At 58.4% G+C, this 13,453-nt stretch carries 7 protein-coding genes and 1 tRNA gene; 5 read left to right on the forward strand and 3 right to left on the reverse strand.

Going from position 1 to position 13,453, the window contains the following annotated elements; all coding sequences use genetic code 11:
- Positions 1 to 39 precede the first annotated feature (39 nt).
- The 3 genes from DES53_RS02420 (at position 40) to DES53_RS02430 (ending at position 5,485) form a co-directional block, all read left to right on the forward strand.
- Positions 40 to 114 (forward strand) — tRNA-Asn (locus DES53_RS02420).
- Positions 115 to 374: 260 nt separating this feature from the next.
- Positions 375 to 2,117, forward strand: a complete 1,743-nt coding sequence (locus tag DES53_RS02425) for an ABC transporter ATP-binding protein/permease (protein WP_113956607.1) — start codon at positions 375 to 377, stop codon at positions 2,115 to 2,117.
- Entirely contained in the window at positions 2,114 to 5,485 is a 3,372-nt protein-coding gene (locus DES53_RS02430; RefSeq protein ID WP_113956608.1) for a GH36-type glycosyl hydrolase domain-containing protein, read from the forward strand. The genes DES53_RS02425 and DES53_RS02430 overlap by 4 nt, the downstream gene beginning before the upstream one ends.
- Here DES53_RS02430 and DES53_RS02435 read toward each other — a convergent pair.
- The 3 genes from DES53_RS02435 to DES53_RS02445 all read right to left on the reverse strand — a co-directional run bounded on the left by DES53_RS02435 (position 5,477) and on the right by DES53_RS02445 (position 10,872).
- Entirely contained in the window at positions 5,477 to 8,560 is a 3,084-nt protein-coding gene (locus tag DES53_RS02435) for a discoidin domain-containing protein (RefSeq protein ID WP_113956609.1), read from the reverse strand. The genes DES53_RS02430 and DES53_RS02435 overlap by 9 nt on opposite strands.
- Before the next feature lie 98 nt (positions 8,561 to 8,658).
- Complete coding sequence (locus DES53_RS02440) at positions 8,659 to 9,072, reverse strand: hypothetical protein (protein ID WP_113956610.1); 414 nt, start codon at positions 9,070 to 9,072, stop codon at positions 8,659 to 8,661.
- A gap of 249 nt (positions 9,073 to 9,321) precedes the next feature.
- The gene (locus DES53_RS02445) at positions 9,322 to 10,872 is read right to left on the reverse strand and encodes a hypothetical protein (RefSeq protein ID WP_113956611.1); all 1,551 of its coding nucleotides are present in this window, start codon (positions 10,870 to 10,872) and stop codon (positions 9,322 to 9,324) included.
- 282 nt (positions 10,873 to 11,154) lie between these two features.
- Between DES53_RS02445 and DES53_RS02450 the strand changes: the two genes are divergently transcribed.
- On the forward strand, positions 11,155 to 11,799 hold the full coding sequence (locus DES53_RS02450) for a hypothetical protein (protein ID WP_147263168.1): 645 nt from the start codon (positions 11,155 to 11,157) through the stop codon (positions 11,797 to 11,799).
- A 208-nt stretch (positions 11,800 to 12,007) separates the two neighbouring features.
- Positions 12,008 to 13,450, forward strand: coding sequence for an HTTM domain-containing protein (locus DES53_RS02455; protein ID WP_113956613.1), 1,443 nt, complete (start codon positions 12,008 to 12,010; stop codon positions 13,448 to 13,450).
- Positions 13,451 to 13,453 lie beyond the last annotated feature (3 nt).

Raw genomic sequence — 13,453 nt, forward strand, 5'->3', positions numbered from 1 at the left:
GCCAACGGATGCGTATGTTCAGCGCTCCCAAAACGGAATTCCTGAGTAGCTCAGCGGTAGAGCGGGTGGCTGTTAACCACCATGTCGTAGGTTCGATCCCTACCTCAGGAGCCAAATTTAAGAAGGCCTTCGCGTTGAAGAGCCTTTCGTGCTGAAAAGGGGCAACCACAAGCTCCAGTGGATACTGGATTGCGAACAGGAAATTCGCACCGGTCGTGTTGCAAAAGGCAATTTACGACTACCCGGTGAGTGCGGCTCGACGAGTCCAAGGGGACTATCAGACCTAGGTCCTATCTACCTAGGTGCACGACTTTTGGTATGACGATGTCAACCGATGAGGAGCCGATGATGCGGGCGCCGGATATCGGTTCCTCATGACCGAGAAGAAGACATCCCTCAGAACTCAAGTGTTTCGCAGGCTGTTGCATGTGACGGCGATGTTTTTCAGATCGCCGGTCGGCGGACGCGCCTGGTTGCTGGCCGCGGCTCTGCTGGTGCTGATGCTGTGTATCAACGGCATGAATGTGCTGAACAGCTTTGTGGGCCGGGACTTCATGTCGTCCATAGAAGCCAAGGACCGGTCGGGGTTTGTTCGTTACGCCTGGATGTATGCGGGCGTTTTTGCCACTACAACGATTGTCGCGGTCTTCTTCCGCTTTGTGGAGGAGCGTCTGGGCTTGCTCTGGCGTGACTGGCTCACCCATCGGGTCGTCCGCACCTACATGGACGAGCGCATCTATCTGCATCTCGATGCAGAAGGGATCACCAATCCCGACCAGCGCATGACAGAGGACATCAGGCAACTGACCACGACCACGCTGTCCTTCCTCTTGATGATTCTGAACGGAACGATGACCGCGATCTCGTTCTCCGGGGTCCTGTGGACCATCAGCCCGACGTTGTTTATGGTCGCGGTCCTGTATGCCATTGCGGGATCGACGCTGACCATTCTCCTTGGGCGTCCGCTCATCCGGCTGAACTACCAGCAAGCGGACTACGAGGCGAACTTCCGCTCTGAGTTGATCCATGTCCGCGAGAACGCTGACGGAATCGCACTCACCGCCAACCAGAACACCATCCGGGAGCGGCTGATGGGTCGCATCGATCAATTGGTCACAAATTTCCGCCGCATCACAGCGGTGAACAGGAATCTTGGTTTCTTTACCACGGGGTACAATTACATGATCCAGTTGATTCCCACACTTCTGGTGGCTCCGCTCTTCATGAATGAGGGGGTCGACTTCGGTGTGATTGGGCAGTCCGCCATGGCCTTTGCCACGCTGGTGGCGGCCTTCTCACTCGTGGTCACCCAGTTCCAGGCCATCTCCGCCTATGCTTCTGTTGTTACCCGACTTGGTGAATTTGTGGACGCTTCCGAAAGGGCGGCCATGCAATCCGATACTCCCGCCATCGAGTGCCTGGAGGGTGTGGAAGGGATCAAATATTCGAGCCTCGACCTGCAGTCGGCAGACAAATCGGGGAATGTCATTCTCGGAGACTTGAACGCGCTCATCGTTCCGGGCAGGAGCCTGCTGGTGCATGGTGCGAATCAGGCGGCCAGGGTCGCCTTCTTCCGGGCGTCTGCGGGCATCCACAGTACAGGCTCTGGCACCATTGCGCGGCCGCCGGAGGAGATGCTGGCCTTTCTCCCAGAGCAACCGTACTTACCTGCTGGCACTGCACGGGAAGTCCTTGTCCCATCAGGCAAGGAGCAGGAAATCACGAACCGGGAGCTACAACAGCTCTTTGCAGAGATCGGGCTGGCGTCTTCCAAGTTCAGGACGCCTGAGGATTTTGAAATCCCCCGTGACTGGCACGACGCGCTGTCACTTTCCAAACAGCAGTTGATGTCTGTGGCTCGTGTCCTTTTGGCCAGACCCAAGTTTGTGTTTCTGGATAATCTTGGATCCGTACTGAGCACGCACGCGCAAAACAATGTCCTCGCGGTTCTGGCGAAGCGGGGCATTACCAGCATCTCCATTGGAGAAGAGGATCCGGATCCCACCCTCTATGACACGAGCCTGGAGCTGAGGGAGGACGGCTCGTGGAAATGGACGGACCTGAAGCAGGGCGCCGCGCCGACGGGCATACCAGGACAAAGCAATCTCGCATCATGACACCAACGCCATCATCCGTGACTTTTCCCTTCCGTGCCGCGAGTCCCTCCGGGCTGAGTGTCGAGCTGAATGCGAATGGCTCCATCCGGCGAATCGATCACGGAGACATCATGATCAATCTGTTTCTCGGGAACGAAGCTGAGGGCGGTCCCGCAAACATCTTCTTGAGGTTGCATGGCGAGAGCACCACAGTGATTCCGCTGATTGGTCCGTGCAGCTCTGCCTCCTACCGGTTTGAAGAGCGGGGCATGACTGCAAGTGGCAGATGGGGAGATCTGACTTTTCGGCTGCGTCTCGTGCTGGCGGAGTCGTCACCAGCCTGGTTCTGGCACGTGGAAGTGGAGAATCACGGGATGAAGGAGGTGGCCTGCGACCTGGTGTACGTGCAGGACATTGCCCTCGCTCACTATGGCGCCATCCGTCTCAATGAATATTATGTGAGCCAGTATCTGGACCACACGGCGTTGGATCACGCATCAAAGGGCGTGGCGGTGGCTTCGCGGCAGAACCAGTCCATGGGGGGACGCTGCCCGTGGACTGTCATTGGGTCACTGGGATGGGGCGTGTCCTACGCCACCGATGCATTGCAGTCCTACGGATTCAGCAGGCGCACGGGGGCTGAACTTGCGGGACTGGCTGCCGATCTTCCTGGCAAGCGTTTGCAACATGAGCACTCCATGGTGGGCATCCAGGACGAGCGCTTTGTACTTCAGCCTGGAGCGAATGCCAGACGGGGATTCTTTTCCTGGTTTGAATCAAACAAGTCCGAGGCTACATCACCCAAAGACCGCCGGTTCATCGAGTCGGCATTGACATTGCCGGAATCAGCTTGCCCGCCTTGGCCCGCAGATGCGACAGACTCGATGCCTGCGTGCGGACTCTTCGCTTCGGCTCCATTCTTGGAAGCGGTTGAACTCGCCGAGGATGACATCAATGCGTTCGTCGGCCCGGAACGTCGTGATGCAGAATATGACCGTGGACACCTGCTCTCCTTCTTCACCGGGAAGCACAGCCATGTGGTGCTCAAGCGCAAAGAACTCCAGGTGCTTCGCCCGCATGGACATTTGCTGCGAACCGGCGGCGTATTGACTCCTGATGAGTCTGCCCTGGCCTCGACTGCATGGATGGGAGGCGTGTTTCACTCGATGGTCACGCAGGGCCACGTGAGCATCAATCGCTTCCTCTCCACCTGCCACACCTACCTGGGACTCTTCCGCAGCCATGGACAGCGCATCTTCATCGAATTGGAAGGGGAATGGGTTTTGCTGGGAGTGCCTTCCGCCTTTGAGATGAGACCTGGCTTCTGCCGCTGGTGGTACAAGCATCGCGCAGGAGTGGTTGAAGTGACGTCCGTTGCGCCAGATGATCGGCATGAACTCCTCCTTTCAGTGACCGTCCTCGCAGGGGCCCCCGCGAGGTTGCTGATTTCACACCACATCGCCATGAATGGCGATGACGGAAGCTCTTCGGTATCGGCTCAATACAAGGTGAAAGACCGTGCTGCATTCGTGCGCGCGATTCCGGAGAGTGATGTGGGGCGCCGTTTCCCCGAAGGTGAGTTTGTCATCAAGCCCTCGCAGGGCACGCAGGTGGAAGGCATCGGAGGTGATGAGATGCTCTTTGCAGATGGCGTGTCGCGTAAACAGCCGTTCCTGTGTTTCGCAACCGCTCCTGCACTCTCCGTGGCGTTCAGCATCGAGGGCCGTCTGGTGCCGGAGTCTCATGAACATGGTGGAGGCTTCTGGGACTCTATTGGAGCCGGCCTGAAGATTGAGGCCCCTTCTGCAGGGGAGCATGCTGCACGAGCGAGCCAGCTGGCGGAGATCTTTCCCTGGTTCATTCACAATGCGCTGGTGCACTACCTTTCACCGCGTGGATTGGAACAGTATTCCGGAGGAGGGTGGGGGACGCGGGACGTTTGCCAGGGACCGGTGGAACTGCTTCTGGCACTCGGACGATTCGAGCCGGTGAGAGATCTGCTCTGCCGTGTGTTCCGTCAGCAGAACGCAGATGGTGACTGGCCACAGTGGTTCATGTTTTTTGACCGTGAGCGCGGTATTCGTCCGGGAGATTCACACGGTGATATCGTGTACTGGCCGTTGGTGGCTCTCGCGCAGTACCTGTCTGCCACCGGTGATGCTGATCTGTTGGAGGAGCGCCTTCCATTTTTCCATCCTGAAGGCGATGTTGCGGCGGAGACCTGCACCGTGGCTGGTCATGTGGAACGCGCATTGGATTTGATCCAACGCAGAGTCATTCCCGGCACGAGGCTTGCGGCCTATGGACACGGTGACTGGAACGACTCCCTCCAGCCTGCCAAGCCTGATATGCGCGAACGCCTCTGCAGTGCGTGGACTGTGACTTTGAATTATCAAACGCTCGTCGCCCTTGCCAATGCCTTCAGGACGCTCGGAGACACAGTACGGGCGAAGGAGTTTGAAGCGATGGCCTCCGCGGTGCTCGATGAATTCCAGCACACGCTCATCGTGGACGATGTCGTGGCCGGCCTGGCGTATTTCCATGAGGGCGGCAGGACAGACTATCTGCTTCACCCTGGTGACGAGGCGACGGGCTTGTCGTACAGCCTCCTGCCGATGATCCACGCGATTATCAATGACATGTTTGCGCCACAGCAGGCGGCGGCTCATCTTGAGCTGATTCGCAGGCATCTCCTGGGCCCTGATGGTGCGCATCTATTTGATCGCCCGCTGGCTTACCGTGGTGGTATCCAGACGTATTTCCAGCGTGCTGAAAGCGCCAGCTACTTCGGCCGTGAAATCGGCATCATGTACACGCATGCCCACCTGCGCTATTGCGAAGCGCTCGCCCGGTATGGTGATGCAGAGGCGTTCTTCCATGCCCTGTGCCAGGCCAATCCCATTGCCATCCGGCAGATTGTTCCCTCCGCCGGGTTGCGACAGGCGAACTGCTACTACTCCAGCTCGGATCCTGCCTTCGCGGATCGCTATGAGGCGTTTGAGCATTACGAGAAGGTGAATCTCGGCGAGGTAGCACTGGAGGGCGGCTGGAGGGTTTATTCCAGTGGGGCTGGTATTGCCACGCGCTTGATCATGCAGTGCTTCCTCGGCATTCGCGTGGAGAAGAATTCGATGGTAGTGGATGCTGTGATGCCCGCTTCTTTGGACGGGCTGCAGGCAAGACTGCAATTGTATGGTCGCTCCTTGGTGGTGCTCTATCGCGTGGGGAGTAAGGGCTGCGGGGTGATGTCCGTGGAGGTGAATGGAACCGTGTTGGACTTCACTCGTGAGCCAAATCCCTACCGTCCGGGAGCTGTCCGCATTCCGCTTGGTTCGTTCACCAGTCAACTGACGGGAGATGGTGACAGGCTGGCCATCGTGCTAGGCTAGCACCGTGCTGGAACCAAGTTGCAGCTCTGCCACGAAGGGCAGAGCCGTGACGCGGACAATTGTCGCGCCGCTCTCGTATGGCTGCTTTGCGCCATCGGCTGTCACTGAGGCGATGATCTGTTTCCCGATGGGCAACGGTGGTGCGATGAACAACCCACCCGGCGGCATCGTGAGTGAGCCACGAATCTCCACATAGATGGCATCATCGTTTCGAGTCGCGATGCAGAATGCCAGGTCACCAAATCGCGTGGGGAGACCTTGCACAGCGAATCCATCCTCCTGTGAAATCCACGCCCAGGGCATGCCGGCGGCGAGCACCAGAGAGGCAGTGGCTTCACGCTCGGAGGCTACCATGGATGCTACTGCCAGCAGATATTCCGCAGCAATCCAAGTGTGAGGCACATCGCCAAGGTGGCCGGGTGAACGCGGATCACGCCACGTGATTTCCGGCCATTGATTCCACTCCAGCGGACGGCGATCCGACAGGAAGAAGGTCAGCAGTTCGTTTGCCTCATCGCGCCGGCCCAACCGCACGAATGCGCCGATGATGCGGATCTCGTAGGCGGTGTAGTTGTTCCACGGCATTTCACCGCGATGCTTGCGGTGGAATCCGTCGATGTAGGTGTCCAGCATCGCGTGAAGGGGCTCACGAGGCAAGGCATCCGCAAAGTCCAGCATGGCAATCGCATTGGACGTCGCGGTGGGGTCGAAGTCCGCCCACTCCACCGAACCGGGGATGTACGCGAGACTCTTTTCTGCAATGACCTTCTGAAGCGAGTGTGCGATGTCTTCCTGGAATGCTGCCGCCTCATGCCGCCACCGTGTGGCGTCTGCAGGTTGTCCCGCTTGTTCTGCTAGATCTGCCGCTGCCTCAAGTCCACGCACTCCCCAGAAGTCATCCCAGTAGGAGTGCACGGGGTGGGCGAGGTAGCCTTCATGGCTTGCGGACTCCGGCAGCAGGCCATAGCAGGCGGCGAGATCTCCGGACTTGTATTGCGTCGTCTGCCGTTCAGACCGAATCGTGATGAGATAGTCTGCGGCCTTGCGGATGTGAGGCAGCATACGTTGCAGGAAGCCGGGATCAGCGGCGTTGCGGAAGTCTTCCCGCAAACCCCACAGGAATTGTCCGTGGCTGTCGTGCTCCACCAACCAGTCGACACCGTCGCGGTCCACCACACAGGGCACAAAGCCGTCTTCGCGCTGGAAGGGAGCATACCATTCCAGAAACACGCGAAGGGCTTGTGGAAGCCCGGCCTTGGCCAGGGCCGCACCCATGATCACACAATCACGGACCCATGAGCGGGTATAGCGTCGCGGACCTGGCTGGATGGCAGGACCATCGCGATTGATCAAGATGTGTCCCGCGGCTGTGCGGAAACAATCAAAGACCATGCGCGTGTTCTCCGGCGCCTGCCAGGTCACTTTCCCCAATGTCTGACGCCAGTCCTCCACTGCGCGTGCGTAGGCATCCGTGCCGGCTGGGTTGGCCTTGTCGAAATAAGGGAAGGACACCGTGGCTTCGAGCACGGTCCCGCCGGTGGGGAAGTCCCATACCATCGCTCCACCGATGTGCCCGCCTTCATCGCAGGCCAGCCGCCTTGGTGGCACTACACCTGCCTGGAGAAAGGAAGTCACGCCTCCTTCTTCGAAGCTGGCGGCTCCCATTTCAGTGGGATGGGGAGTGCAGTTGAGAGGCCGGCCATCCACTCGCATGTCACCGCCGGTGCAGTCGATCTCATAGATCGGGCTCATGCCACCCAAATTGCGGAATGCCTGCCACGGGGGATTCACCTGAAAGGGACGCACGGCGACGACCAGGCGGGTGCCTGGCTCCGCAGCGGGGCACTGCAGACGGTAGGTGACGTGGAGAGTCAGAGTCTCTCTGTGGCCATCCACCCATGGCTGGATTTCGAGGCGCATTTCCCGGGCAGACCACGCTACGGCTGGCACGGGCACGCCGTCGGCGGCCATGGACAGTGAGGTATCGGCGTCAGCCCAGGAGAGCATGCCGTCCTGGGTGAGGATGAAGGGCTCCAGGGAAAAGCCCGCTTCATCCGTCTCCACCATGCCCTCTTCATTGACCAAGGCACGGCGTCTTCCTTCGGGACTGCCAATGGGGGTCCAGTAGGATTGCTCCCGGTACCAGTAGCGTGGGAACATGCCGCGCGGGCATTCTGCGGCGACGTGATGGACAAACTCATTCGGTGTGCGTGAGAATGCGTCCGGCCTGAGCGAGACAGATTGGAGCGCCGCACAGGCGGAGTCCTTGAAGATGAGCCGCAGTTGGCTCGCCTCACTTCCGGGCATGGAGATGAAACTCCTGGCCCCCAGACCTGAGGTGGCCCGGTAGATGGAAGTCCAGCTTTCTCCATCGGTAGAGACTTCAACCCGATACGCCCTCGGTGGAAGTGAGTCTGGCCATGAGAGGACCAGCCCGCCGAAGCGTACTGGCTTGCCAAAGTCGATCCTGCACCACGGTTCTTTGTCTTCCGTACCCGCGCGCCAGATGGCCTGGGCATCTGCGTCCCAGATGTTGTCCGGAGCGTGCCCGGGCAGATGACTGGAGGCGCGGATCGACTTCGGTGCCAGGAGCGTCTGATCCGTCATGGAAGGACAAGAGAGCTCCAGTGTGCCCTTTCCTCCCGGTCCGGCGGCGATGGCAATCTCGATCGCCTCGACATTGGATGGAGCGCCGCCTCCCGCAGGTCCCCAAGCGAAGGGGAACTCGCGTTCATTGAAACGGTAGTCCGTCCACTGCGATGGCAGTGCGAAATCCTGCCGCAGATGCCGCCACACATTGGCTCCTCCATCAGCAGCCACCTTGAATTCAAAATGGTTGGGCGGGCCGCTTCCGCGCAAACGGAAGCCGATGTCAAAGGTAGTGGGGAGGCTGAAAGAAAACGTGCGTCTTAGCACGACGAAGCCGCCGCCGCCGTGAAAGTCATAGTCCAGACGCAGGACGGTGGCGCCCTGCTCTGTACGAGGGGTGGAGAGTTCTCCTCTCGCCTGTCCAGAGGCAACGACTTGCCAGGAGCCAGCATCATCAAACAGGGAAAAGAACGGATGTTCAGGCATAGGAGGAAGCTACGCGGGACGTTGGTGAACAAGCGGAATACCGCCTCTCCGGTGCAGGCGTGCGCACCGGTTGGCACAGCCGTGTGTGTGACTCCTGCCTAGCGATAGTAGCGGAGGGTGCCGTAGCGAGGCCCGTGGATGTAGGGTCCGTACGCCCCATACCATCCCATAGCCATGGGGGTTGGCATCAGCACGGCCTCCTCTTCGGCAGCGCTCTGTTGCATGAGCAGCCGCTGGTATTGCCGGAACTTCAATGTGTCTCCAACGAACGCTGTGCCGCGTTTCTCGTCCTTGTACATGTAGAAGGTCTTACCTTCCGCGGTGATTTGGTGCATCTTGTAGGCAGGCGCCGACGCGTACAGCTCCTCCTGTTTGGCACCTTTGGGAGTCACTTCAAAGAAACCGGCTGAGGAAAGCAGGTCTCGCGTACCCGATAATTCCGAACTGGCACAACCGATGAGGGTGATGGCCGCCAGCGTGGTTGCGGCGAGGGAGAAGAGTCGGGAGATCATGATTCCTGGTGTTGAGTGCGGCCTGGCGCCACGCAAGTCTGGTGAAGCTGCGCCATCAGTCACCCGGGGGTTGGCCTCACGGGCCATATTGTTGCTTGGCCCTCAGAGGGTCACCAGTAGGACCTAGGGCCTATTGCTTGAAGCGCATCGAACAAAAGACCCGCCCCACGGGCGGGTCTTTGTTGCCTTCTCGACCTGGAATGGTGACGTCGGAAGACGAGGAGCGCAGGCTTCCTCAAGTGCGCTTCCTCACTGTTTCATCCGCCGGCCGTAGCCAACAAACTGAAAGCCGCCCGTGTCCTGTTTTTTGCGCTCGAAGCGCAGCGCCTCACGCACGCTGGCATTCTCGTATTCTGCATCAGCCTCAATGACAAAAATCATCACATCATCCTCAATGGTGAAGGAAGTGCCACTCTTGTCCGCCTTGAAGGACTTGATGGGCCCAAAAGCCTCGTTCGACTCGGTGATCTTGCGGATGAAGTCCTGGCGGCTGGTGGTGGTAAAGGCAGCATCACTCATGAGTGCCGCGGCCTTGTCTATCTGCTGGGTCTGGACAAAGTGGATGAACTGCTTGGCTGTTTCAGCGCATTTGTCCAGATCCCCCTTCATCGTGGCAGACACGACGCCTTCATCGGTGGCATTGTCTTTCTCTTCCACCACGGCCATCCCGCCACTGTCTTCAAGCAGGGCATTGGCGTTCTTCGCCAGGTTCTTCAAGTCTTCCAGCCACTTGTTGAGATTCTGGTCCTGCTCTGCGGTGAAGGCTTGGTGATCGGCGAACGGGGGCTTGTTCCGCAGGACGAATTGCACGCTGGCGATGCCATTGGGAAAGTCCTTGTAACGCCACAGATTGAACTCCACCTGATCTCCCTCGCTAAGCACGAATGCGATGGTGGTGCCTTCGGGGCCGGATTCGATTTCCTTGGAGAAGGCATCGGGAAAGTCTTTCTTCACGTCTTCCAGAACGGCTCTGGCAACCTTTTCGGCATTGCCATCCACGTGCTGCAGACGCAGGGCGACCAGCTTGCTGTAGCCCTTCCAGCTATCTCCTTCTCGCAGGTACTCGCGCAGCTGGCTCGTGCCTTTTCCAGGAGCACTCTGATTGCTCCTCAGGAGGTACTGCTCATCGCCAAACACGATGTCTTTTCCCAGAAGGGGACGGGCATGAGTCCAGGTTTCCGTACCCGCATTGTTGGAACGGCTGGTGGCCCAGACACCTTCAAACTTCTCGTCTTTGGGTACGAGAGCTGCCACTCCAATGCCTGCAACAGTGTCGCCGCTGGCAGCCACGAGGACTTTGCCATTACGCACTCCCACGCCCTCGTGACGACCGTCTTCGAGTTCCCAGACCACCTTGTAGATAGAAGGCCGCTCCTCCGTGAAAGTGACGGTGCCCTTCGCGCCTCCAGAGAGGGTTGCCTTTCCGGTAAAGTCGGAACCGCTCAATCTGAAGGTCGTTGATTCCGAGAGTTTGGCGGGCTTCATCCAGCGCCCGTGGATTCCGTCACCTTTGATTTCAAGGATGGAAACCAGAGCAAGGGGTTTGCCGCTATAGGCTGCCCCGACAGCCGAGTCCGTCTTGATGGCAACCCCGTCGGTGATTTCCTTGGCCTTTCCGAGGGTCCATTGCACCGTGGCTGTGTTGTTGGATACCTCCTTGATCACGACATGGCCGGAGTACTTGCCTTCGCCTTGGGGATTTTCCCCTTCAATATTGAATCTGACCTGCTCCAGCCCCTGAATAGACGGACAAACGCCAGCGAGGGAGAGGGCCAGCAAAAGGATGCTTCTTGTGCGCATGAAAGGAAAAAGGTGATCGTGCGTCTACTTGGACCTGCCGTCAATACTCTCGTGAGCAGAATGGGAGGCGAAGAGGCTGAGGAGGCGGGAATGATGTGATGTGGTATGCGAGTGGCATTGCCTCACTGCAGCCTGAAATGCAATGGCGAGCTAAATTGCTCATTTTGAGCGTTGTTGACGCAATTTTGGGCAAGGCGTGCACCAAATTTGAACGGTTGTTCACGCCCCTCAGCTTGCGAGAAAAGCCATCGTTTTGTAATTTCTGTAACAATCATCACCTCTATGAGAACAATCGTTAGTGTCGTAATTGCTGTTGTGATGCTGGGCTTTCACCCTGTGAAAGCAGATTGCACGTTCGCCGGACCCGGGATTACGCCTGGATCCAAGAAGTGCACCTCCTTCCCTGCCGTGGTGGAAGTGGAAACTGAAGGCTGCTACAAGTTCATCTACCAGGGCTGTGAGGCCAAGGGGAACGTGGGCTCTGGTGGCGGCAGCGGCGGAAACGACAACGACGACAATCATCGCTGGGATGATGACGACGACGACGATGACGACAATGGTGGCGGCAGCGGCACCGGCCCTATTGAACTGGAAGCTTCCTGCAAGGACGACAAGCCTGCTCCGAAGTCCTGCAGCAGCAAGGTGTCCTACCCCAAGGTGGATGAGTTCAACAAGTCCCCGATCAAGAAGTGCGGATCGCAGCCGACCGAATTCAAGTGCAAGCCCACCGACACCAAGCCCATGAAGTGCAAGCTGAAGTTTGACTGCAAGGGAAATGCACCCAAGCCCAATGGCTGCTTCAACGTTTGTGGCTCCATCCAGAAGGATCCGACCCCTCCGATTGGCAGCCTCGCCTTCGCGGTAGGTGACTACTCCCTCGGAGTTGGCACCAAGCCTCCCGGTACTGCGACCATCACTCGCGACTGAGATTTTTGAACTGACTCGAAACAGGCGACGGAGCGATCCGCCGCCTGTTTTTTTGTGGCCGGCTTCGCAGCCCCGCAGACGGATGTGGCTTGAGTGGAGCAACTGATGCATCCATATTTTCACGCGAAGCAGTGCGTCCGCGCGCGATCTGTGGTGGAAGCAATGATACCCACCCGCCAGTAAAGGGCAGCTGCTCCATCACTTTCCCATGGAATCATCCCAACCTCGCAGCTTGCGCGAGCGCCTTTTCGCGCCGGTGGACATTGCGTTTCTGGTGTTTTTCCGGCTGGGGTTTGCGGGCATCATGCTGTGGGAGGTGTACCGCTATTTCAGCCTGGGTCGCATCAAGCCGTACTACGTCGATCCCGGTTTTCACTTCAAATACTATGGCTTCGAATGGATCGAGCCGTGGCCGGGAGAGGGGATGTACTGGCATTTCACAGCCATGGCTGTGTTCGCCACGTGTATGCTGGTTGGCTTCTGCTACCGGTTGGCGGCGTTTCTTTTTGCCTGTGCGTTTACCTTCGTCTTCTTGCAGGACCAGGCGCACTACCTGAACCACTTTTATCTGGTCTGCCTCATCTCCTTCCTCATGGTGCTGCTGCCGGCCAACTGTGCGTGGTCGATTGATGCATGGATGCGCCCACGCCTGCGCTCACAAGTCGTACCGGCATGGACGCTGTGGCTGCTGCGGGTGCAGATTGGCATTGTGTATTTCTACGGAGGGCTGGCCAAGCTGGGGCCGGACTGGTTGCAAGGCGAGCCCATGCGCATGTGGCTGGCGGATCGAGCCAGCAAGTTTCCGCGGATTGAGCACTATTTTTCCGAGGAGTGGTTCGTCTACGGCTTTGCGTACGGTGGCCTGCTCTTCGATTTGCTGGTGGTGCCGCTGCTCCTGTGGAGGCCCACACGTTGGATTGGCTATCTGTGGGCGCTTTCATTCCACCTCATCAACAACCAGCTTTTCAACATTGGCATCTTCCCGTGGTTCATGCTGTGCGCCACACTCATCTACCTGCCGCCGGACTTTCCGAAACGCATCTGGGGTTTCCTGAGGGGAAAAAAATGGCAACCGCAGGCAGAGGCCTTGTCTCCGGTGGGGGCAGCGGCCACGGCAGGTTCATGGTCTTTTGGGCAGCGGGTGCTGGTGTCGTTTCTCGGGCTGTATCTGGTAGCCCAGTGTCTCATACCATTCCGCCATCTGCTGTATCCCGGTGATGTGAACTGGACGGAAGAAGGGCACCGTTTTTCCTGGCGCATGAAGCTCCGTGGCAAGGATGGAGAGGTTGTTTTCAAGGTGGTGCAGAAAGGTACTGGCAGATTCTGGGAGTTTGACCCCGAGGGCAATCTCACAAAGAAGCAGGTGGACGAGATGGCCGGGCGTCCGGACATGATCCTGCAGTTTGCCCATCACCTGGCGTGGGCCATGAGTGAGCGCGGATATGGCGATGTGGCCGTGTATGCCAAAGCCATGGTCTCGCTAAACGGACGTGAGCCGGAACTGCTCGTCGATCCGATGGTGGATCTGGCACAGGTGAGGCGAAGCCTGGCGCACTCCACCTGGATCCTTCCGCTACAGGGGAAGTTGCGCAAACCGCAGATCCATCATGAGGAAGATGATTCACATCATCATCATGTGACTGCGGAGTAGTGT

This window comes from Roseimicrobium gellanilyticum, from assembly GCF_003315205.1.
Taxonomy (GTDB): domain Bacteria; phylum Verrucomicrobiota; class Verrucomicrobiia; order Verrucomicrobiales; family Verrucomicrobiaceae; genus Roseimicrobium; species Roseimicrobium gellanilyticum.